The sequence below is a fragment of the Pantoea sp. B550 genome (assembly GCF_024158165.1).
In the GTDB taxonomy this organism is placed as follows: Bacteria; Pseudomonadota; Gammaproteobacteria; order Enterobacterales; family Enterobacteriaceae; genus Pantoea; species Pantoea alfalfae.
Map to the genome: position 1 here is coordinate 3,671,242 of NZ_JAMYXI010000003.1, position 22,268 is coordinate 3,693,509.

Genomic DNA, 22,268 nt, shown 5'->3' on the forward strand with positions numbered 1-22,268 from the left:
GAACTCAGAGGCGGTGCGAAACCGCCTCGGCCAGCAGGGCGAGCACCTGTTCGCTCTCCTGCCAGCCGAGGCAGGGATCGGTAATCGACTTGCCGTAAACCAGCGGTTCGCCGCTCACCACTTTCTGATTGCCTTCTTCCAGGAAGCTTTCAATCATCACACCGGCAACGGCCCGCGATCCTGATTTAATCTGCTCTGCCACCTCTGCCGCCACATCCATCTGACGACGATGCTGCTTCAGGCAGTTGCCGTGACTGAAATCGATCACCAGCTGCTGCGGCAGATTAAATGCCCCCAGACTCTCTGCGGCGGCGGCGACATCACTGGCATGATAGTTTGGCTGTTTGCCGCCTCGCAGGATCACATGACCATGCGGGTTGCCACTGGTCTGATAGATAGTCATCTGGCCCAGTTTATCCGGCGACAGGAACATGTGGCTCGCGCGTGCGGCGCGAATTGCATCTACCGCGATCTGCACGTTTCCATCAGTGCCGTTTTTAAAGCCGACCGGGCAGGAGAGGGCCGAGGCCATTTCACGATGGATCTGGCTTTCGGTGGTACGTGCGCCAATCGCGCCCCAGCTGATCAGATCGGCAATAAACTGGCCGATCACCATATCCAGAAACTCCGTGGCAGTGGGCAGGCCCAGCGCGTTGATATCAATCAGAAGCTTGCGGGCAATGCCGATGCCCCGGTTCACATCGTAGCTGCCATCCAGGTCCGGATCGGAGATTAAACCTTTCCAGCCGACAACGGTGCGTGGCTTCTCGAAGTAGGCACGCATTACAATCTCCAGCCGATCTTCATAGCGGCTGCGCAACGCGTTCAGACGCGCAGCATACTCCAGGGCCGCTTTCGGGTCGTGCAGCGAGCAGGGGCCAATCACCACTAGCAGGCGGGGATCTTCACCCGTCAATATACGGGCGATACGTTTACGGGCAGCGGTGACGTTGTCGGCAATCGCCGCGGAGACAGGATGTTCAGCGGCCAGGCTGGCGGGGGTAATCAGACTACCAATGCGTGCGGTACGCAGTTCGTCGGTTTTGTTCATGAGTATCTCGAAAAGGGTTCTTCGCAGCGGTGGAATACCGGGAAGTGATGGTGGTCACAATAAACCATTAGTCTGCGAATTCAACCCGTGATTTGATAATGAAATCAAAACCCACGGCAGCGGCGCTTTACATCTTCGATCTGATTTCCCTTCAATACATGCGGCGTGTCAGGCCCATAATGTCGAGAATTTTGGTAGCGATCTCTTCGACCGAGTAGTTGGTGCTGTTGAGATAGCGGATTTGATGGGTGCGGAACAGCGCTTCCACTTCGCCTACTTCCAGCCGGCATTGACGCATTGAGGCGTAACGGGTATTTTCCGCCCGCTCCTGCCGTATTGCTGCCAGGCGTTCCGGATCGATGGTCAGCCCGAAGAGTTTATTCTGGTGGGCGCGCAGCGCGGGCGGCAGTTTAAGATTATCCATATCGTCGGCAATAAACGGGTAGTTGGCGGCACGAATACCAAACTGCATCGCCAGATAGAGGCTGGTGGGTGTTTTGCCACAGCGCGAGACGCCTAACAGAATCACCTGCGCATCCTCCAGCCCGCGCAGCGAGATGCCGTCATCATGTGCCAGGGCGTAATCGATCGCCGCAATACGCGCGTCATATTTCCCCAGATTACTGGCGTCCAGTCCGTGGGTACGATGTGCCACTGGCGCTGGCGATAAGCCCAGTTCCTGCTGAAGAGGTGCCACCAGCGCCTGCACGATATCCTGACAAAAACCCTCACTCTGCACGATAATGTCGCGCACCTCGGGTGTGACAATGGAGAAGAACACCAGCGGCCGTACGCCGCTCTGCTGATAGAGTGCGTTAATCTGGGCTTTAACCGCCAGCGCCCGCTGGACGTTTTCCACAAATGGCAACGTCAGGCTGGTGATATTGACTGGAAACTGCGACAGCACCGCATGGCCCAGGACTTCAGCTGTAATCGCTGTACCATCGGAGATATAAAAAACGCTTCTGTCAGTTGTCATAATGAATTCTGCCTCAGCCAGGAGTGAGCCATCAGCATGCGCGATGCGACTTAATAAATCATCTCTGATTTTAATTTCTGGAATGTCTGCCCGGATTATTTGTCTGCAGTTTCATTACACTAATAAAAATGAAAAGGCGTTTCGATTCGCCGGAATTCTTTTCAACCGTGATCGGGCTACAAATAGCCCTGCGTCTGTTGCGCAACAAAACAGAATGCATAAGTGGCTGAAAATCTTCAATTTCCTGCCACATCAATCAGTTAGAGGAAAATAGCGACTTTGCGCAACAGCAAAATAATCCGCTCACAATTCCGAAACTGCGGCTGAAATTCTGCTTTAACGATTCAACAGATCGTTATTGATGGGGTGATATGCCAGGCTGGAAACAGCTCACTCTCTGTGTCCATTCATTGATAATTGATTAAGGATAAGCGCGATGTCCACTCAAGAACAGCCACTGGTGCTCTGGTATAACCAGCTTGGTATGCATGATGTTGATCGGGTAGGCGGCAAAAACGCCTCCTTAGGTGAAATGATAACGAATCTGTCGTCGCTGGGCGTTTCCGTGCCCAATGGTTTTGCGACCACGTCGTACGCCTTTAACCTGTTCCTCGATCAAAGCGGGCTGAACCAGCGAATTTATGCGCTGCTGGATGAGACAAATATTGATGATGTTGATGCGCTGGCAAAAGCGGGTAAACAGATTCGTCAGTGGGTGGTGGAAACGCCGTTTCTGCCGGAGCTGGAGTCCGCCATTCTGGACGCTTATCAGCAACTGTCTGCCGATGATGCTGACGCGTCGTTTGCCGTCCGCTCCTCTGCCACCGCCGAAGATATGCCCGACGCCTCCTTTGCCGGCCAGCAGGAAACCTTCCTGAATGTGCAGGGCATCGACGCCGTGATGGTGGCGGTCAAGCATGTCTTTGCTTCACTGTTTAACGATCGTGCTATCTCTTACCGTGTGCATCAGGGCTACGACCATCGTGGCGTGGCGCTCTCTGCGGGCATACAGCGCATGGTGCGTTCGGACCTGGCGTCGTCAGGTGTGATGTTCACCATTGATACCGAGTCCGGCTTTGATCAGGTGGTCTTCATTACTGCCGCCCTGGGACTGGGTGAGATGGTGGTGCAGGGCGCTGTTAACCCGGATGAGTTCTATGTTCACAAGCCAACGCTGGCGGCCGATCGTCCGTCTATCGTACGCCGCAACATGGGCTCAAAAAAGGTGCGCATGGTGTATGCCGATTCTCAGGCGCATGGCGAACAGGTACGCATCGAAGATGTGCCTGAGGCCGAACGCGACCGATTCTGCCTGAACGATGAGGAAGTGCAGGCGCTGGCGAAGCAGGCGGTGCTGATTGAACAACACTATCAGCGGCCGATGGATATTGAGTGGGCCAAAGATGGACATACCGGCAAGCTGTTTATTGTTCAGGCGCGTCCTGAAACCGTGCGCTCAAATGGTCAGGTAATGGAGCGTTATACGCTGCAGGGTCAGGGCAGCGTCGTCGTTGAAGGGCGAGCCATCGGTCATCGTATCGGCGCAGGCGTGGTGAAGGTCATCCACGATATCAGCGAAATGAACCGCATTGAAAAAGGCGATGTGCTGGTGACGGACATGACCGACCCGGACTGGGAACCCATCATGAAAAAGGCGTCAGCCATTGTCACTAACCGTGGCGGACGAACCTGTCATGCGGCAATCATCGCGCGTGAGCTGGGTATTCCGGCGGTAGTGGGCTGTGGCGATGCCACCGATCGGCTAAGAGAGGGCCATCAGGTTTCCGTTTCCTGCGCTGAGGGCGACACAGGCTACGTTTATGATCAGCTGCTCGACTTCGACGTCACCAGTTCGCAGGTCGATTCACTGCCTGAACTGCCGCTGAAAATCATGATGAACGTGGGCAACCCCGATCGTGCTTTTGATTTTGCCTGTCTGCCGAACGAGGGTGTTGGCCTGGCGCGGCTGGAATTTATTATTAACCGAATGATTGGCGTCCACCCTAAAGCGCTGCTTGAATTTGATCAGCAGACGCCGGAACTGCAGCAGCAGATCCGTAAAATGATGAAAGGATTTGATAATCCGGTGGAGTTTTACATCGCTCGTCTGACCGAGGGAATTGCCACGCTTGGTGCAGCATTTGCACCGAAACGCGTAATTGTCCGACTTTCCGACTTTAAAACCAATGAATATGCCAACCTCGTTGGCGGTGAACGCTATGAGCCGCAGGAGGAAAACCCGATGCTGGGATTCCGTGGTGCAGGTCGCTATGTGGCGGATAACTTCCGCGACTGCTTTGCGCTGGAGTGTGAAGCGGTAAAACGCGTTCGCAACGAGATGGGCCTGACCAACGTCGAAATCATGGTTCCGTTTGTGCGTACTGTGGATCAGGCGCAGGCCGTGGTGGAAGAGCTGGCCCGTCAGGGGCTGAAGCGCGGTGAGAACGGGCTGAAGATCATCATGATGTGCGAGATCCCGTCTAATGCGCTGCTGGCAGAGCAGTTCCTGCAGCACTTTGATGGCTTCTCTATCGGCTCTAATGACATGACGCAGTTGACGCTGGGGCTGGACCGCGATTCCGGTGTCGTCTCCGCGCTGTTTGACGAGCGTAACGAAGCCGTGAAAGCGCTGCTTTCCATGGCCATCAAAGCAGCCAAAAAGCAGGGCAAATATGTTGGAATCTGTGGGCAGGGACCGTCAGACCATCAGGATTTCGCCGCATGGCTGATGGAAGAGGGCATCGATAGTCTGTCGCTGAATCCGGATACCGTAGTGGAAACGTGGGTGAGTCTGGCACAGTTAAACAAAACCGCCTGACACCGCTTGCAGAAATGATGAAAGGCCCGCACTGCGGGCCTTTTTCTGTTATAGCTGGTCAGGTTCAGGCAAAAAAAAAGCCCATCACAGGGGATGGGCAAAGACTACACACAGCAATTCTTTACGCTACTCAGGGGAATCAGGTTGTCTGAAAATCAATAGCTTGACTTCGAACATAGGAAACATGTTATTCATACCGCTGGCTGGCGTCTTTAAGAATCCTCTTATTAGTTTAAAGCCGATAATCTTTTGTCACCTTTACTTCGCCGTTTGACTTAAGAAACAGTGCAGAAAGTAATCTTTTTTAGGCCGCAAAGGTCAAATAAAGGCCAAAGATGGCTTTTTTCTTAAAAATCGCTAATGGAAAACAGAATTTATCTGATTGGTGAGAGTAGGTGCGGTTAATCATCATTAACCGCACTAATCAATGCTCAAAAGGGGGATTGGCGAAACGCGTTACTGCATCGCATCAGACGGCAGGCGGGGTTCCCTCATGATCGGCCAGCGCATCCGCCACGGCCAGCGGGTCATTATCTGGCGCTGGCGCTTCATGAACCCAGACGGAAACGAGACGGTAAGAAACAGCCAGAACTACCGGCCCGATAAACAAACCAATCATGCCGAAGGCAAACAGGCCACCTATTACGCCAGAGAGGATCAGGATCATCGGCAGATCGGCACCCATCCGGATTAACATGGGGCGCAGAACGTTATCCATTGTACCGACCACACAACTCCAGACCAGCAGCACGGTCCCCCAGGTTGTATCGCCGCTCCAGTAGAGATAGATAATGGCCGGGACCAGCACCAGCAGCGGGCCAAGCTGAACCAGACAGCAGAGGATCATCAGCACCGTTAACAGCGTGGCATAGGGAATGCCGGAGATCGCCAGACCAATACCGCCCAGCACGCCCTGCACCAGTGCCGTCACTACCACGCCAAGCGCCACGGCACGAATGGACTGTGCTGCCAGCAGCACGGCGGCATCACCGCGCCGTCCCGCCATGCGGAAAGCAAAGTGACGGATGCCCTGGGCAGCCTGTTCGCCACGCCAGTAAAGCAGCACACTGAATAGCAACATCACGCCCAGATGGATCATAAAGCGGCCAAAATGACCGGCCTGCGCGACAAAAAAGCCGGTAGTACGGCCAATGTAGGGCTGAATTTTGGCCATGATGCCGGCACCACCGCTCGCTACCAGCGTGTCATAACTGACATAAAGCTTTTTGCCGACCATCGGCACATCCCTGAGCCACAGCAACTGCGGCATCGTATGACCCTGGGTAACCCAGGCGATAACCGGGGCACTGTTATCGATCAGGCTGCTGACCAGCAGTGCGATAGGGATGATAAACAGCAGCAGCAGCAGCATTGTCATCACGATCACCGCCAGCGAACGGCGCCCCCATAACAGTCGCTGGAATTTCAGCATCAATGGCCAGGTCGCAATCACCACCATGCTGGCCCAGGCAAAGCCCAGAATAAACGGCTGCACCACCCATAAGCAGGCGACGATCAGCAGCAGAATGAACATCAGGGTGAAGAGTATTTGCGGTAAATCCATATCCCGGTACTGGCTTTTCATCATTGACTCATAACCTCGTCTTAATCCTTCATTTCAGGGCATTCGGATGCCCGTTTTTATCATGATCTATTTGCCAGGGTTTAAACAGCGTCGCGGAGAAAGGTTTTTGTCTTTTCTGAAAAAAGGGCAGTCGCAGAAAAAATATGATAAAACGAGAAATCGCTCACGTATAAACGCAAACGTTTACAACACCTTCGGTCAGACAATCATGATCCCACAGATTTCGCAGGCACCGGGCCTCGTTCAACTGGTGCTGACGTTCCTTGAGTCGCTGAAAGAGCAGGGTTTTACCGGCGACATTGCAACCAGCTATGCCGATCGTCTTTCACTCTCCACCGATAACAGCATCTATCAATTGCTGCCCGACGCGGCGCTCTTTCCGCGTTCGACGGCGGACGTTGCGCTGCTGGCCCGTGTGGCTGGAGAAGCACGTTTTGCCAGCCTGGTGTTCACCCCGCGCGGCGGCGGCACCGGCACCAACGGTCAGTCGCTGAATCAGGGCATTGTGGTAGACATGTCGCGCTACATGAACCGCATCCTGGAAATCAATACCGATGAGGGCTGGGTACGCGTCGAAGCCGGCGTCATCAAAGATCAGCTGAATGCCTGGCTGAAGCCTTTCGGCTTTTTCTTTTCGCCTGAATTGTCCACCAGTAACCGCGCCACGCTGGGCGGCATGATCAATACCGACGCGTCGGGCCAGGGATCGCTGGTCTATGGCAAAACCTCAGACCATGTACTGGGCCTGCGCGCCGTGCTGCTGGGCGGCGATATTCTTGATACGCGGCCGATGGCCACCGCGCTGGCTGAAACGCTGGCACAGACGGCAACCCTCGAAGGCCGTATTTATCAGCAGGTGCTGACACGCTGCCGCGAGCACCGCGATCTCATTGTGGAAAAGTTTCCCAGGCTGAATCGCTTCCTGACCGGATATGACCTGCGTCATGTCTTCAGCGACGATATGCAAACCTTTGACCTGACACGTCTGCTATGTGGCGCTGAGGGCACACTGGCCTTTGTCACTGAGGCGCGTCTCGATATCACCCCGCTGCCGAAAGTGCGGCGGCTGGTGAACATTAAATATGACTCCTTCGATTCTGCCCTGCGTAACGCGCCCTTTATGGTGGAAGCGCAGGCGCTGTCAGTTGAGACCGTTGATTCCAAAGTGCTGAACCTGGCGCGGGAAGATATCGTATGGCACTCGGTACGTGAATTGATTGCTGACGTACCCGATAAAGAGATGCTGGGTCTGAACATCGTTGAGTTCGCGGGTGACAATGCCGCGCTCATCGATCAGCAGATCGAAAAACTGTGTGCCCGGCTTGATGCGCTGATGCAGCAGCAGCAGGGCGGCGTGATTGGCTATCAGTTCTGTAACGATCTGGCGGGCATTGAGCGCATCTATAACATGCGTAAAAAAGCGGTAGGTCTGCTGGGAAATGCTAAAGGCCGGGCTAAGCCGATTCCGTTTGTCGAAGATACCGCCGTTCCGCCGGAAAAACTGGCGGACTACATTGTCGAGTTTCGCGCGCTGCTCGACAGTCACGGCCTGAGCTACGGCATGTTTGGTCACGTCGATGCAGGCGTCCTGCACGTGCGTCCGGCGCTGGATATGTGCGATCCGCAGCAGGAGATGATGATGAAACAGATCTCTGACGAAGTGGTGGCGCTGACCGCGCGCTATGGCGGCCTGCTGTGGGGCGAACATGGCAAAGGGTTCCGCGCCCAGTACAGTCCGGCATTTTTCGGTGAGACGCTGTTTAATGAGTTACGTCGCATCAAAGCGGCGTTCGACCCGCTTAACCGCCTGAATCCGGGCAAAATCTGTACGCCCTTTAACAGCAACGACGAGATGATGCAGGTTGATGCGGTTAAGCGCGGAACATACGATCGGCAGATTCCGTTAACGGTCCGGGATGAATGGCGTGGAGCGATGGAGTGTAACGGCAACGGGTTATGTTTCAATTTTGATGCCCGCAGCCCGATGTGTCCCTCCATGAAGATTACCCGCAACCGTATTCACTCGCCAAAAGGGCGGGCAACGCTGACGCGGGAGTGGCTGCGGCTGCTGGCCGGGCAGGGCGTTGATCCGCTGGTACTCGAAAAACAGCTGCCGGAAAACAGCCTGTCGCTACGCGGGTTGATCGCCCGTACCCGCAACAGCTGGCACGCCAGCAAAGGGGAGTATGACTTTTCACACGAGGTGAAAGAGGCCATGTCCGGCTGTCTGGCCTGTAAAGCCTGTTCCACCCAGTGTCCGATTAAAATTGACGTACCTGCTTTCCGTTCGCGCTTTCTGCAGCTCTATCACACCCGTTATCTGCGCCCGGTCAGCGATCATCTGGTGGCGGCAGTCGAAGGTTATGCGCCTCTGATGGCGAAGGCACCAAAAGTGTTCAACTTCTTCCTGCGCCAGCCGTGGGTGAAAGAGTTAAGTAAAACGCATATCGGCATGGTCGATCTGCCGCTGCTTTCGTCTCCTAACCTGAAACAGCAGCTCAGCGGCCATCCCGCCATGAACATGACGCTGGAACAGCTGGAGGGACTGACAGCCACGGAACGCGCCAGCTGTGTGCTGGTGGTACAGGATCCCTTTACCAGCTTCTATGAGGCACAGCTGGTGAACGATTTTGTCAGGCTGATTGAGAAGCTGGGTTACCGCCCGGTGCTGCTGCCTTTCTCGCCAAACGGTAAAGCGCAGCACGTGAAAGGCTTCCTGCAACGTTTCGCACGCACGGCAGCCCGTACCGCCGATTTTCTCAATCGGGTCGCAAAACTGGAACTGCCGATGGTCGGCGTCGATCCGGCTACCGTGCTCTGCTATCGCGATGAGTATCGTCACACGCTGGGTGAATCGCGCGGCGACTTCAACGTATTGCTGGTGCATGAATGGTTAGAGCGTGCCCTGGCAGAACGTGAGGTACAGGCCACGGGCGGGGAGTCCTGGTATCTGTTTGCACACTGCACTGAGGTAACAGCGCTGCCTTCAGCGCCCAACCAGTGGCAGGCGATTTTCTCCCGTTTTGGCGCAAAGCTGGAGAACATTAATGTAGGTTGCTGCGGCATGGCGGGCACTTATGGGCACGAAAGTCAGAACCTTGAAAACTCGCTGGGGATCTATGCGCTCTCCTGGCATCCCCAGCTTCAGCGACTGCCGCGCCAGCGCTGTCTGGCCACCGGCTATTCATGCCGCAGCCAGGTCAAGCGTGTGGAAGGCAACGGCATGCGCCATCCGCTACAGGCATTGTTAACGCTAATGTAAAAAAATTGTGCGCGACGTCACGCCGTGACTGGATTAGAATATCCAGCCTGCGTGACGCACGAAGTCACTTTGCAGCACGGCGGCTTTGTTCCACTCTCCGACCATAGCCAGTTGATGGCAGAGGCGGGTCAGGGACAATCGCGCCAGTTGATAGGCCTGAAGGCGAAACAGGCGATCGCGATCGTTGTTTCCCATCTCCTGCACCAACCGGTGATGCAGTTTACCCATCGCATGCAGGTAACTCTGATCGTCACCGTTCAACTGGCAGACTTCTGCCATATCCTGGCAGGCATCGTTAAACTGACGTAGCTGATGAATCGTGCAGTCGGCCCGGTCGAGTTTTGCCTGCGCCATATAAAAGTCGACGGTGATATCACGCACCGAAAACTGGTACTCGTCGATTTTATGCTGCAGCCAGGCGGAGACAGAAAGCATTATGGCGTCACCCTCAATGTTAATGATAATAATTATCATATTCATTTGGGGCGCGATTGCAATTGCAGGAGAGAAAAATTTATCGATTTATCCTGCCTGTCGGTATAATCGGAAATAACAATCTGTTTACATCAGAGAAAGGCGTAACCTATCAATAAGCATTTTTATCAAAAATGGTTATTTCAAATAGAGTGATTTATTAATAGGTTATCACTGGCTTATTGAGACTGACTCTGTTCACACAGGATGAACGGAAGCAGCTATGCTTAATAATTGAGCGAATAAAACAGCACAAGATGATTATCCCTGCAAAACAAGAGGTTGAAGTGATTGGTCAGATCACTACCATAGGGGGATAGCCTGAAAAGGTCCGGACTCAAGAGGTATCAACATGGCATCTGTTAATACAGACTCTTTCTCACCCGACGATTTTGTCTGGAAAGGTCTGACGCTGACTGAAACCGCAGCGCAACAAATTCTCAATCTGGCGGCTCAGGACCCTGAAGTCAAGGGGCTGCGTCTGGGCGTAAAACAATCCGGCTGCGCCGGTTTTGGCTACGTCATGGATCTGGTGAAAGAACCCGTCGAAGACGATCTGCAGTTCTCATTCCACGGCGCAACGCTGTTTGTGCCGCTACAGGCGATGCCATTCGTTGATGGCACTGAACTGGATTACGTTCGCGAAGGCCTGAATCAGATTTTTAAATTCAATAACCCTAAAGCTCAGCACGCCTGCGGGTGCGGTGAGAGCTTTGGCGTCGAGTAAGTGAAATATGTCACGACACAGCGAAACATCTGACGATGTACAAATCTGGGAAGGCAAGCTCAACTACAAAGAGGGCTTCTTTACCCAACTGCAGACCGAAGAATTTGCCAACGGCATCAATGAAGATGTGGTGCGGGCGATCTCGGCTAAGCGTAACGAGCCAGAGTGGATGCTGGAGTTTCGTCTTAAAGCGTTTCGTGCCTGGCTTGAAATGGAAGAGCCGCACTGGCTGAAAGCGCACTACGAAAAACTCGACTATCAGGATTACAGCTACTACTCCGCGCCCTCGTGCGGTAACTGCGATGATACCTGCGCCTCAGAGCCGGGTGTGACGCAGGCTTCAGGCAGCGCGCCAGCCAGCGACTACCTGACGCAGGAAGTGGAGAACGCTTTTAATCAGTTGGGTGTGCCGGTGCGTGAAGGGCGGGAAGTGGCGGTTGACGCCATTTTTGACTCCGTCTCTGTGGCAACCACCTATCGCGGCAAGCTGGCGGAGCAGGGGATTATCTTCTGTTCATTCGGCGAAGCGATTCAGGAACACCCGGAGCTGGTGAAGCAGTATCTCGGTACGGTGGTTCCGGCTAACGATAACTTCTTTGCCGCACTGAACTCGGCGGTGGCCTCTGACGGCACCTTCGTCTATATCCCGAAAGGGGTGCGTTGCCCGATGGAGCTGTCGACCTATTTCCGCATTAACGCAGCAAAAACCGGTCAGTTCGAGCGCACCATCCTGATTGCCGATGAAGACAGCTACGTCAGCTACATCGAAGGCTGTTCAGCCCCCGTGCGTGACAGCTATCAGCTGCATGCCGCCGTGGTGGAAGTGATCATCCATAAAAATGCTGAAGTGAAATATTCGACCGTTCAGAACTGGTTCCCTGGCGGCGAAGGCGAGGGCGGTATCCTCAACTTCGTGACCAAGCGTGCGCTGTGTGAAGGTGACCACAGCAAGATGTCCTGGACCCAGTCTGAAACCGGTTCAGCGATCACCTGGAAATACCCGAGCTGCATTCTGCGCGGGGATTATTCGGTGGGTGAGTTCTACTCGGTGGCACTGACCAGCGGTCGTCAGCAGGCCGATACCGGCACCAAGATGATCCACATTGGTAAAAACACCAAATCGACCATTATCTCCAAAGGGATTTCGGCCGGTAAAAGTCAGAACACCTATCGCGGCCTGGTAAAAATCATGCCAACTGCCACCAATGCCCGTAACTTTACGCAGTGTGACTCAATGCTGATCGGCCCTGATTGCGGCGCACATACGTTCCCGTATGTCGAAACCCGCAACAATACTGCCCAGCTTGAGCATGAAGCCACGACCTCACGTATCGGCGAAGACCAGATGTTCTACTGTCTGCAGCGCGGTATCAGTGAAGAAGACGCCATCTCGATGATCGTGAACGGCTTCTGTAAAGACGTATTCTCGGAGCTGCCACTGGAATTTGCTGTGGAAGCCCAGAAATTGTTAGCCATCAGCCTTGAGCACAGTGTGGGCTGATGCCGTCACACGCCTTGCCGGAAGCAATGTGAAGGAATAAGAATGTTAAGCATTAAAGATTTGCAGGTCAGTGTTGAAGATAAAGCCATTCTGCGTGGCCTGAATCTCGAAATTAAACCGGGCGAAGTGCATGCCATCATGGGGCCGAACGGCTCAGGTAAAAGCACGCTGTCAGCCACGCTGGCAGGCCGCGAAGATTATGAAGTCACTGGCGGTTCAGTCAGCTTCAAAGGTAAAGATCTGCTGGAGCTGGCCCCTGAAGAGCGTGCCGGTGAAGGCATTTTTATGGCGTTCCAGTATCCGGTAGAGATTCCGGGCGTCAGCAACCAGTTTTTCCTGCAAACCTCGGTTAATGCGGTGCGCAAATATCGTCAGCAGGACGAGCTGGATCGCTTCGATTTCCAGGACTTCATTGAAGAAAAAATTCAGCTGCTGAAGATGCCGGAAGATCTGCTGACCCGTTCAGTGAACGTTGGCTTCTCAGGTGGTGAGAAGAAACGTAACGACATCCTGCAGATGGCGGCGCTTGAACCTGAGCTTTGCATCCTGGATGAGACTGACTCCGGTCTGGATATTGATGCCCTTAAAATCGTGGCTAATGGCGTGAACAGCCTGCGTGACGAGAAGCGTGCCTTTATCATCGTCACTCACTACCAGCGTATTCTGGACTACATTAAGCCAGACTTCGTTCATGTTCTGTATCAGGGCAAAATCGTGAAATCTGGCGACTTCTCGCTGGTGAAACAGCTGGAGGAGCAAGGTTATGGCTGGCTTACCGACGAAGAGTGATTCTGCGCTGCAACAGTGGCATCACCTGTTTGAATCACGTGGCGACGTGCGTTCTCTGCAGGCACAGCAGCACTGGCAGCAACTGATGCGGGTTGGCCTGCCAACCCGCAAGCATGAAAACTGGAAGTACACGCCGCTGGATACGCTACTGTCCCAGCAGTTCGTGCTGCCCGATGCGCCGCAGACCCTGAGTGCTGAACAGGTTGATGCACTGGCCCTGCCGCTGGATGCGATCCGTCTGGTGTATGTCGACGGTCAGTTCCAGCCCGCCTTCAGCAGCCGCGACGTCGAACTGTTTGAGATCCAGCACAGCGTGGCCGCCGAGCGCCGTCCGCTGCCTGCAGCGGTTCAGCCGGAAGTCTTCCTGCACCTGACCGAGAGTCTGGCAGAAGCGGTGACGACACTGCGTCTGGCACGCGGTAAAGCCGCAGCCCGTCCGGTCTACCTGCTGCATATCACCAGCGGCCAGCAGACGGGCATGAACACAGTTCACTATCGTCATCACCTGCAGCTGGAAGAGAGTGCCGAGGCGGAAGTCATTGAGCACTACGTTTCACTGGATGAGCGCGCCCATTTCACCGGCACGCGCTTTACCTTTGCGATTGGTGACAATGCGAAACTGACTCACACCAAGCTGGCCTTTGAAAGCAGCGCCAGCTACCACTTTGCGCATAACGATCTGGTGATTGGTAACGATGGCCAGGTCAGCAGCACCAGCTTCCTGCTGGGTGCGGGCCTGTCGCGTCACAATACCAGTACTCAGCTGAATGGCGAAAATACCACGCTGGCAATTAACAGCCTGGTTCTGCCGGTGAAACAGGAAGTGGCGGATACCCGTACTTACCTGGAGCACAACAAAGGCCACTGTGTCAGCCGCCAGATGCATAAAACCATCGTGCGTGACAAAGGGCGTGCGGTTTTTAACGGTCATATCAAAGTGGCGCAGCATGCACTGAAGACCGACGGGCAGATGACCAATAATAACCTGTTGCTGGGCAAGCTTTCTGAAGTCGATACCAAACCGCAGCTCGAAATTTACGCGGATGACGTTAAATGCAGCCACGGTGCTACCATTGGTCGTATTGATGATGAGCAGATGTTCTATCTGCGTTCTCGCGGTATTGAGCAGGATGCGGCACAGACCATGATTATTCATGCGTTTGCAGCTGAACTCACCGAAACACTGGAAAATGAGGTGATGCGTCAGGCCGTGCTGCAGCGTATCGCGCAACGTTTTCCCGGAGGCGACATATGATGAACTTCGATCTCGAACGCGTCAGGGCTGATTTTCCTATCCTGAAGCGTGAGGTCAACGGTCATCCGCTGGCCTATCTTGACAGTGCGGCCAGCGCACAGCGTCCACTCTCGGTGATTAACGCCGAGAGTCATTTCTATCAGCACGGCTATGCGGCCGTGCATCGTGGTATCCATACGCTGAGCCAGCAGGCGACCAGTGATATGGAGAACGTGCGCGATCAGGCTGCCCGTTTCATTAACGCCGGCTCACAGGAAGAGATTATCTTCGTTAAAGGCACCACCGAAGGCATCAACCTGGTGGCGAATACCTGGGGCAGCAGTAACCTCAGGTCTGGCGACAACCTGATCATCACGGAGATGGAGCATCACGCCAATATCGTGCCGTGGCAGATGCTGGCACAGCGTACCGGTGCAGAAGTGCGTGTTCTGCCATTAAATGACAACGGTGAGTTGGCGCTGGAGCAGCTGGCGGGGCTGATAGACAGCCGCACGCGCCTGCTGGCGGTCACGCACGTTTCTAACGTGCTGGGCACCGTTAACCCGGTTAAAGCCATCGTGGCCCAGGCAAAAGCCGCTGGCGTGATTACGCTGGTGGATGGCGCGCAGGCCGTGATGCATGACAAAGTGGATGTGCAGGATATCGGCTGCGACTTCTACGTCTTCTCCAGCCATAAACTCTATGGTCCGAATGGCGTCGGTATTCTCTATGGGCGCAAAGCACTGCTGGATGAGATGCCACCGTGGGAAGGCGGCGGTTCGATGATCGGTCAGGTTCTGCTGCCCACCGGCACCACCTGGAACAGTGCGCCGTGGCGTTTTGAAGCAGGTACACCGAACACCGGCGGCATTATCGGCTTTGGCGCGGCGATGGCCTATGTGCAGGCGCTGGGACTGGATACCATTCATCAGCGTGAGACGGCATTGATGAATTACGCGCTCGATAAGCTGGGCACCGTTCCGGATATTCAGATCTATGGCCCGCAGTCTCGTGCCGGTGTTATTGCCTTTAACCTGGGCAAACATCATGCTTTCGATGTCGGCAGTTTCCTGGATCAATACGGTATTGCCATCCGCACCGGACATCACTGTGCGATGCCACTAATGCAGCACTATAATGTCCCGGCGATGTGCCGTGCTTCCTTCACCTTCTATAACAGTGAAGAGGAAGTGGATCGTCTGGCTGCTGGTTTGGCACGCATTCATCGTCTGCTGGGCGGCTGAACAGTTTTAACGGAGTCACTGATGGCAAATTTGCCTGAAAAAGAGAAACTGGTTCGCAACTTCAACCGTTGCGCTAACTGGGAAGAGAAGTACCTCTACATTATCGAACTGGGTTCAAAGCTTCCGGAATCTTCTGAAACGTTACACCAGCCGGAAAACGCGATTTCGGGTTGCCAGAGTCAGGTGTGGATTAGAATGACCCCGCAGGCCGATGGTTCCATCGCATTTGAAGGTGACAGTGACGCTGCTATTGTTAAAGGTTTGATTGCTATTGTATTTAGTCTCTATCAGAACCTGCCACCCGCTGAAATTCTGGCGCTGGATGTGCGCCACTGGTTTGGCGAACTGGCACTGGTGCAGCACCTGACGCCCACCCGATCGCAGGGGCTGGAGGCGATGATTCGGTCTATTCGCCATACCGCTCAGAACCTCAGCTAAGTTACACTCGACAGACGCCATCCGGCGTCTGTTTTTTTATCTGACGAGAAAATTGCATGAAACCTGCTTTACGTTTAGCCGGTGCATTGCTGCTGACCTGCTTTGGGCTCTCTGCACCCGCATTCGCCACCGAATACCCGCTGCCACCGCCTGACAGTCGCCTGATTGGCGAAAACGTTCTGACTCAGGTTCCTGATGATAAACAACCACTGGAAGCCATTGCAGCCCGCTACCAGGTCGGGCTGCTGGGCATGCTGGAGGCGAATCCCGGCACCGATCCCTGGCTGCCCAAAGCGGGTACCCAACTGACGGTACCGCTGCAGATGATCCTGCCCGACACGCCACGCGAAGGGATTGTGGTGAATCTGGCCGAGCTGCGTCTCTACTACTATCCCAAAGGGGAAGATAAGGTTATCGTCCATCCCATCGGCATTGGCCAATTGGGTGCGGCAACGCCGGTCATGGTGACCCAGATCAGCCAGAAAATCCCGAATCCGACCTGGACCCCCACGGCTAACATTCGCAAGCGCTACGCCAGAGAGGGCATTACATTGCCTGGCGTGGTACCAGCCGGACCGGATAATCCAATGGGACAGTTCGCCATGCGTCTGGCTCGGGGTACCGGCCAGTATCTGATCCACGGCACCAATGCGAAGTTTGGCATCGGCATGCGGGTCAGTTCAGGCTGTATCCGTCTGCGTTCAGAGGATATAGAAGCGCTATTCAACGCCGTCCCCAAAGGCACGCGTGTTCAGATCATCAATCAGCCGGTTAAGTACGCGGTGGAGCCGGATGGAAAACGCTACGTGGAAGTGCATCAGCCGCTGTCGCGTAACGATAAAGACGATCCACAGACCATGGCCATTGCGATCGGCAGTGACCTGAAGAAATTCATGAAGAGTGAGAAGAGTGATAGCGCGCTGATTAAAGCCAGCTTAACGCGACGCTCAGGCATGCCTGTACTGGTCAGCAGTGGCGAGCCGGTGCAAAGTGATACCGTGCCGCCTGCGGGGCTGGAGAGTGCATCTGTGGGGGCTGATAGCCCGGTGACACAGGCTGAGGGTAACGCGGTTCAACCCTGACTGGATAAGTGTCTGTGGAGGGCACTGAATTCGGAGCAAAAAAAATGGCGCCATAAAGGCGCCATTTTTAAACCAGAACTCTTACTTACGGTAAGAGTGAGCCTGGTTGTCCAGACGCTGGTTAGCGCGAGCTGCGTCATCTTTAGCAGCCTGAACGTCTGAACGCACTGCGTTCACGTCGTTGCTCAGCTGGTCAACTTTAGCGTTCAGAGTCTGAACGTCTGAAGACAGCTGGTCGATTTTAGCGTTGCTTGAGCAACCAGCCAGCATAGTTGAAGCCAGAACTACCGCGCCCAGTACCAGTTTAGTACGATTCATTATTTATACCCTCTAGATTGAGTTAATCTCCATGTAGCGTTACAAGTATTACACAAAGCTTTTTAAGTTGAGAATAAATTTTTGATGAGAAGATGCTTAAATTTGATCGTTCGCTCAAAGAAGCAGCGAATCCCAGAATATGATAAAAAAATTTAGCGAAAACAGAGAGATTTAATCGGATTAACCTTAATATTAAGAGTATTTGAATAGTTATTTTCGATTGGAATTTTCCCGGATTTGGTTTAAGTAGAAATAAAAAAAGCGCCTCATTAAGGCGCTTTAAAATAATGGCAAAAAAGAGTTTTACAGTACGTGTACAGAGGCAGTGTTGGTAGTTCCGCTTGGTACTAATGCACCTGACACCAGCACCACAACATCACCTTTCTGTCCATAACCACTTTCCAGCGCGGCTTCTTTACCCAGACGATAGAAATCATCGGTTGAGGCGATTTCAGTGACCAGACGGGTCTCGATCCCTTTGCTCAGGATCAGCTGACGTGCGGTGGTCTGATTGGTGGTCAGTGCCAGAATGGTGGCGTTCGGGAAATATTTACGTACGGCTTTAGCAGACTTACCACCTTCGGTCGCGACCACAATCAGTGGCGCTTCCAGCTTCTCAGCCGTCTCTACCGCACCACGGCAGACTGCTTCAGTGATACGCAGCTTGCGGGTATCGTTCTGGCTGTCGATGCGTGACTTCATGACGCGGTCGGTACGCTCACAGATGGTCGCCATGATGGTGACCGACTCCAGCGGATAACGACCCTTAGCGCTCTCACCAGACAGCATGACTGCATCGGTACCGTCGAGGATGGCGTTCGCTACGTCACCGGCTTCTGCACGGGTAGGGCGCGGGTTCTTGATCATGGAATCAAGCATCTGCGTCGCGGTGATAACAACTTTGCGTGCTTTATTACATTTTTTGATCATCATCTTCTGCGCGAAGATCACTTCTTCGACCGGGATCTCAACACCCAGGTCACCACGCGCAACCATGATGCCGTCTGACGCTTCGAGAATTTCGTCGAAGTTATTCAGGCCTTCCTGGTTTTCGATTTTAGAGATGATCTGGATATGCTCGCCGCCGTGCTGTTTCAGGTGCTCACGAATTTCCAGGACGTCTGAACGCTTGCGGATGAAAGAGGCGGCGACAAAATCTACGCCCTGCTCACAACCAAAAATCAGGTCGCGCTTGTCTTTCTCAGCCAGAGCAGGCAGCTGGATGGAGACGCCCGGCAGGTTAACGCCTTTGTTCTCACCCAGATCGCCATTGTTCAGGACTTTGCACACGACGGTATTTTCAGTGACTTCGGTCACTTCCATGCCAATCAGTCCATCATCGACCAGCACGGTGTTACCAATTTTCAGGTCGGCTGTGAAACCCGGGTAGGTCACCGCAACGCGTTCGCTGTTGCCGATCACACTCTGGTCGGTAGTGAAGGTAAAGGTCTGGCCAGCTTTTAGCGCCGCATCGTTGCCGCCTTCCAGCTTCATGGTGCGGATTTCAGGGCCTTTGGTGTCCAGCAGGATAGCCGCCTGACGACCGGTTTTTTGCATGACGGCACGCATATTAGTTATGCGTTGACCATGCTCAGCGTAGTCGCCGTGAGAGAAGTTAAGACGCATAACATTCATGCCCGCTTCAAGCAGTTGAGTCAGCATCTCTTCGGATTCGGTTTTCGGGCCGATTGTACAAACGATTTTAGTCTTTTTCATGACGGATTTTCTGTAAGTTGTGATGGATGAATAAGGGCGAAATCCGATGGCAGCGCATCGAAGTGAAAATTCTGATTGAGACTGAAATGGGCAGTACTGAGTAAGAATAGGTGACGAAGGCCAGGCGTGCAGGGAAGTTGTGTGGTTACGGTTGGTAACCACCACGCTGTTGTTGCGCAAATCATTTGAGTTATCGCAGTAAGCACGTGATCGCTGAAACCTTTCAAGTAAGCAACGCGGGACAGTATAGACGCTAAGTATGCGAAAACCAATCAAAAAGCAGAGGGGGGAGCGATGCAGATCAATAAAAGGGAGAGTTGCGCAAGCTGAAGAAATTCTGAAAGTGGTGCGCTCTAATGGACTCGAACCATCGACCCCCACCATGTCAAGGTGGTGCTCTAACCAACTGAGCTAAGAGCGCATACTGAATATTGGTGCGTCCGAGTGGACTCGAACCACCGACCCCCACCATGTCAAGGTGGTGCTCTAACCAACTGAGCTACGGACGCACTTGGTGCGCTCTAATGGACTCGAACCATCGACCCCCACCATGTCAAGGTGGTGCTCTAACCAACTGAGCTAAGAGCGCAACATGCTGTCAGGGCGACAGCGGGGACGAATATTAACGGCAGCGCAGAAGCCTGGCAAGGGGAAAATAGTTTTTTCGCCATGACTGAGCAGCAACTGTGCTAACCGTCGTTTTTTTCGTCATCGCGGGCCATAATTAACCCGCTTTTACGGTTATCGCGCCGCGCGCGCCAGAATGATTTCCGCAGGTGACCGCTGTAAGCGTCTGATGCGCCAGATCATCATGACTGCCGCCGAGGTCAGACCGATAATAAAGCCGCACCAGAAGCCTGCTGGCCCCATCTGGGGCACCAGCCAGTCAGTCAGCGCCAGCAGATACCCGGCGGGCAGTCCCAGCAGCCAGTAAGCGATAAAGGTAATAAAGAAAATGGACCTTGTGTCTTTATACCCACGCAGGATCCCGCTGCCAATCACCTGTATCGAGTCCGAGAACTGATAAATCGCTGCCAGCAGCATCAACTGCGCCGCCAGTGTGACCACTTCAGGGTTGTCGTTATAGAGCAGGGCAATCTGGTGACGAAACGTCACGGTAAAAATCGCGGTCAGCGCTGCCATGCTGATGCCCACACCCTGAGCGGTCCAGGCGGCGACTTTTGCCTGCTCGGTAGAACCCTGACCCAGACGATAGCCGACGCGGATGGTGGTTGCGACGCCCAGCGACAGCGGTAATACAAACATCAGTGAACTGAAGTTCAGCGCGATCTGGTGACCGGCCACATTCACGATCCCCAGTGGTGAAACCAGCAGGGCCACAACGGCAAATAGCGTGACCTCAAAGAACAGCGCCAGTGCCACCGGCAATCCCAGCGTCATGAGACGGCTCAGAATCGGACGCGAAGGCGGCGACCAGCGGCTCTCCATACGGATATCGCGCATGCTGCCCATCCGGCGCACCCAGAAGCGCATGCAGATAAACATCACCCAGTAGACCGATGCCGTTGCCACGCCGCAGCCGACACCGCCCAACGCGGGCATGCCGAAGTGGCCGTAGATAAAGACATAGTTCAGCGGGATGTTAAACATCAGGCCCAGAAAGCCCAGCACCATGCCGGGTTTGGTTTTCGACAGCCCCTCGCACTGATTACGCAGTACCTGAAAGAAGAGATAGCCTGGCGCGCCGAACAGCAGGGCATGCAGATAGCCCTCGGCTTTAAGCGCCAGCGCGGGATCGATGTCATGCATCGCCCGGATAAGATAACCGGCGTGCCACAGCAGCACCATAATCAGCAGTGAGACAAAAAAGGCGAGCCAGTAGCCCTGGCGGATCTGTTCGCCGATGCGTTCGCGGCGGCCTGAACCGTTGAGTTGCGCAACGGTGGGCGTCAATGCAAGCAGAAGACCATGACCAAACAGGATGGCCGGAAGCCAGACAGAGGTGCCGACAGCAACGGCGGCCATATCCGTGGCGCTGACTGCGCCGGCCATAATGGTATCCACAAATCCCATTGCGGTTTGGGCCACCTGAGCAAGGATGACCGGAATCGCAAGGGCCAGCAATTGACGCGCTTCTGTTAAATACTTCTGCACGTTAACACCTGACTTATTAAATGAATTAAAAGGGCAGAAAAGCCCTTGGGAATAGCGCGAACCAGTGTAACCGGGGTAACAGAATTCGCCAATCTTTGTCACACAATGCGTTTTGCCACAGATTACAGAGGCGGCGCGGGCTGAATTCTAACAGCCTACCGGAGCTGTGATAAACTAGCGTAAACTTCGCAGAGGCAAAGACTATGTTTACCGGTATTGTGCAGGGCACCGCAGAAATCGTGTCCATTGAAGAAAAAGAACTGTTTCGTACCCACACTGTCCGACTGCCGGAAGAGCTCTTACCGGGCCTGGCGCTGGGCGCATCTGTTGCCCATAACGGTTGCTGTTTAACCGTAACGGCCATTGAAGGCGATTGCGTCAGTTTTGATTTAATTAAAGAGACGCTGCGGGTCACTAACCTTGGCGATTTACGTCAGGGCGATGTGGTTAATATTGAGCGTGCAGCGAAATTCAGCGATGAAATAGGCGGTCATCTGATGTCAGGTCATATTATGACCACCGCTGAAATCTGCAAGATTATCCAGTCAGAACACAATCGCGAAGTCTGGTTTAAAATCCAGGATCCAATGCAGATGAAATATATCCTGCATAAAGGTTTTGTCGGTATCGACGGCATCAGTCTGACGGTAGGCGATGTGACAAAGACTAAATTCTGTGTCTATCTGATCCCGGAAACGCTGGAGCGCACCACTCTGGGCACGAAGACGTTTGGCGACCGGGTCAATATTGAGATCGATCCGCACACGCAGGCAATTGTAGAGACCGTTGAGCGGGTGTTAGCACAGCGCGATGCCGCGGCAGCAATGAGCATGCTGACCGGCCATTCAGCCTCCGAGAATGAATAAAAGGCGTGTAAGCGCTGCAGGCAGCCAAATCGGTTTTAATCTGTCAGCATTATAAAAGTTCAGGGCGCA

General features: G+C 53.9%; 17 protein-coding genes, 3 tRNA genes and 1 other RNA gene. 10 read left to right on the plus strand and 11 right to left on the minus strand.

Annotation, left to right across the window (positions count from 1 at the left end):
* Positions 1–4: 4 nt before the first annotated feature.
* Both NIM72_RS20220 and NIM72_RS20225 read right to left on the minus strand, forming a co-directional pair.
* Positions 5–1,051, minus strand: a complete 1,047-nt coding sequence (locus NIM72_RS20220; RefSeq protein ID WP_161735818.1) for a 3-deoxy-7-phosphoheptulonate synthase — start codon at positions 1,049–1,051, stop codon at positions 5–7.
* A 151-nt stretch (positions 1,052–1,202) separates the two neighbouring features.
* Complete coding sequence (locus tag NIM72_RS20225; RefSeq protein WP_013357691.1) at positions 1,203–2,030, minus strand: pyruvate, water dikinase regulatory protein; 828 nt, start codon at positions 2,028–2,030, stop codon at positions 1,203–1,205.
* A 436-nt stretch (positions 2,031–2,466) separates the two neighbouring features.
* Here NIM72_RS20225 and ppsA point away from each other — a divergent pair, with 436 nt between their 5' ends.
* Positions 2,467–4,848 (plus strand): phosphoenolpyruvate synthase, encoded by a 2,382-nt coding sequence (gene ppsA, locus NIM72_RS20230; protein ID WP_253421748.1) that lies wholly within the window; start codon positions 2,467–2,469, stop codon positions 4,846–4,848.
* A 69-nt stretch (positions 4,849–4,917) separates the two neighbouring features.
* Here the strand turns inward: ppsA and rprA are convergent.
* Positions 4,918–5,025: antisense sRNA RprA (rprA, locus tag NIM72_RS20235), an RNA gene on the minus strand.
* Between the two features lie 292 nt (positions 5,026–5,317).
* Positions 5,318–6,436 carry an AI-2E family transporter YdiK gene (ydiK, locus tag NIM72_RS20240; protein ID WP_371876300.1) on the minus strand — a complete coding sequence of 373 codons (1,119 nt, stop codon included), beginning with the start codon at positions 6,434–6,436 and terminating at the stop codon, positions 5,318–5,320.
* Between the two features lie 205 nt (positions 6,437–6,641).
* Between ydiK and NIM72_RS20245 the strand changes: the two genes are divergently transcribed.
* On the plus strand, positions 6,642–9,695 hold the full coding sequence (locus NIM72_RS20245; RefSeq protein ID WP_222924107.1) for an FAD-binding and (Fe-S)-binding domain-containing protein: 3,054 nt from the start codon (positions 6,642–6,644) through the stop codon (positions 9,693–9,695).
* Between the two features lie 33 nt (positions 9,696–9,728).
* Here NIM72_RS20245 and NIM72_RS20250 read toward each other — a convergent pair whose 3' ends face one another.
* Entirely contained in the window at positions 9,729–10,133 is a 405-nt protein-coding gene (locus NIM72_RS20250; RefSeq protein ID WP_161736479.1) for a hypothetical protein, read from the minus strand.
* 388 nt (positions 10,134–10,521) lie between these two features.
* Between NIM72_RS20250 and sufA the strand changes: the two genes are divergently transcribed.
* From sufA to NIM72_RS20285, 7 genes are read left to right on the plus strand one after another with little or no spacing between them, the layout of a single operon-like run.
* Positions 10,522–10,896 (plus strand): Fe-S cluster assembly scaffold SufA, encoded by a 375-nt coding sequence (gene sufA, locus NIM72_RS20255; RefSeq protein WP_003853229.1) that lies wholly within the window; start codon positions 10,522–10,524, stop codon positions 10,894–10,896.
* A gap of 7 nt (positions 10,897–10,903) precedes the next feature.
* Positions 10,904–12,397 (plus strand): Fe-S cluster assembly protein SufB, encoded by a 1,494-nt coding sequence (gene sufB / locus NIM72_RS20260; RefSeq protein WP_013357696.1) that lies wholly within the window; start codon positions 10,904–10,906, stop codon positions 12,395–12,397.
* Positions 12,398–12,439: 42 nt separating this feature from the next.
* A complete protein-coding gene (gene sufC / locus NIM72_RS20265) occupies positions 12,440–13,186 on the plus strand; it encodes a Fe-S cluster assembly ATPase SufC (RefSeq protein WP_161736468.1) in 747 nt (248 codons plus the stop codon).
* Positions 13,161–14,441 carry a Fe-S cluster assembly protein SufD gene (gene sufD, locus NIM72_RS20270; RefSeq protein WP_161736469.1) on the plus strand — a complete coding sequence of 427 codons (1,281 nt, stop codon included), beginning with the start codon at positions 13,161–13,163 and terminating at the stop codon, positions 14,439–14,441. Before sufC ends, sufD begins: the two co-directional genes overlap by 26 nt.
* On the plus strand, positions 14,441–15,664 hold the full coding sequence (gene sufS / locus NIM72_RS20275) for a cysteine desulfurase SufS (RefSeq protein WP_161736480.1): 1,224 nt from the start codon (positions 14,441–14,443) through the stop codon (positions 15,662–15,664). The genes sufD and sufS overlap by 1 nt, the downstream gene beginning before the upstream one ends.
* A 21-nt stretch (positions 15,665–15,685) precedes the next feature.
* Entirely contained in the window at positions 15,686–16,102 is a 417-nt protein-coding gene (sufE, locus tag NIM72_RS20280; RefSeq protein WP_161736470.1) for a cysteine desulfuration protein SufE, read from the plus strand.
* Positions 16,103–16,158: 56 nt separating this feature from the next.
* On the plus strand, positions 16,159–17,184 hold the full coding sequence (locus NIM72_RS20285; protein ID WP_253421750.1) for a L,D-transpeptidase family protein: 1,026 nt from the start codon (positions 16,159–16,161) through the stop codon (positions 17,182–17,184).
* Positions 17,185–17,265: 81 nt separating this feature from the next.
* Here NIM72_RS20285 and NIM72_RS20290 read toward each other — a convergent pair whose 3' ends face one another.
* The 6 genes from NIM72_RS20290 to NIM72_RS20315 all read right to left on the minus strand — a co-directional run bounded on the left by NIM72_RS20290 (position 17,266) and on the right by NIM72_RS20315 (position 21,333).
* Entirely contained in the window at positions 17,266–17,502 is a 237-nt protein-coding gene (locus NIM72_RS20290) for a major outer membrane lipoprotein (RefSeq protein WP_003853216.1), read from the minus strand.
* 303 nt (positions 17,503–17,805) lie between these two features.
* Entirely contained in the window at positions 17,806–19,218 is a 1,413-nt protein-coding gene (pykF, locus tag NIM72_RS20295; RefSeq protein ID WP_033732486.1) for a pyruvate kinase PykF, read from the minus strand.
* A 344-nt stretch (positions 19,219–19,562) separates the two neighbouring features.
* Positions 19,563–19,639, minus strand: a tRNA-Val gene (locus NIM72_RS20300).
* Between the two features lie 11 nt (positions 19,640–19,650).
* Positions 19,651–19,727, minus strand: a tRNA-Val gene (locus NIM72_RS20305).
* A 3-nt stretch (positions 19,728–19,730) separates the two neighbouring features.
* Positions 19,731–19,807, minus strand: a tRNA-Val gene (locus NIM72_RS20310).
* 152 nt (positions 19,808–19,959) lie between these two features.
* A complete protein-coding gene (locus tag NIM72_RS20315) occupies positions 19,960–21,333 on the minus strand; it encodes an MATE family efflux transporter (protein WP_253421753.1) in 1,374 nt (457 codons plus the stop codon).
* Positions 21,334–21,536: 203 nt separating this feature from the next.
* On the opposite strand from NIM72_RS20315, the gene NIM72_RS20320 reads away from it, so the two are divergent.
* Positions 21,537–22,199 (plus strand): riboflavin synthase subunit alpha, encoded by a 663-nt coding sequence (locus NIM72_RS20320; RefSeq protein ID WP_161736474.1) that lies wholly within the window; start codon positions 21,537–21,539, stop codon positions 22,197–22,199.
* Positions 22,200–22,268 lie beyond the last annotated feature (69 nt).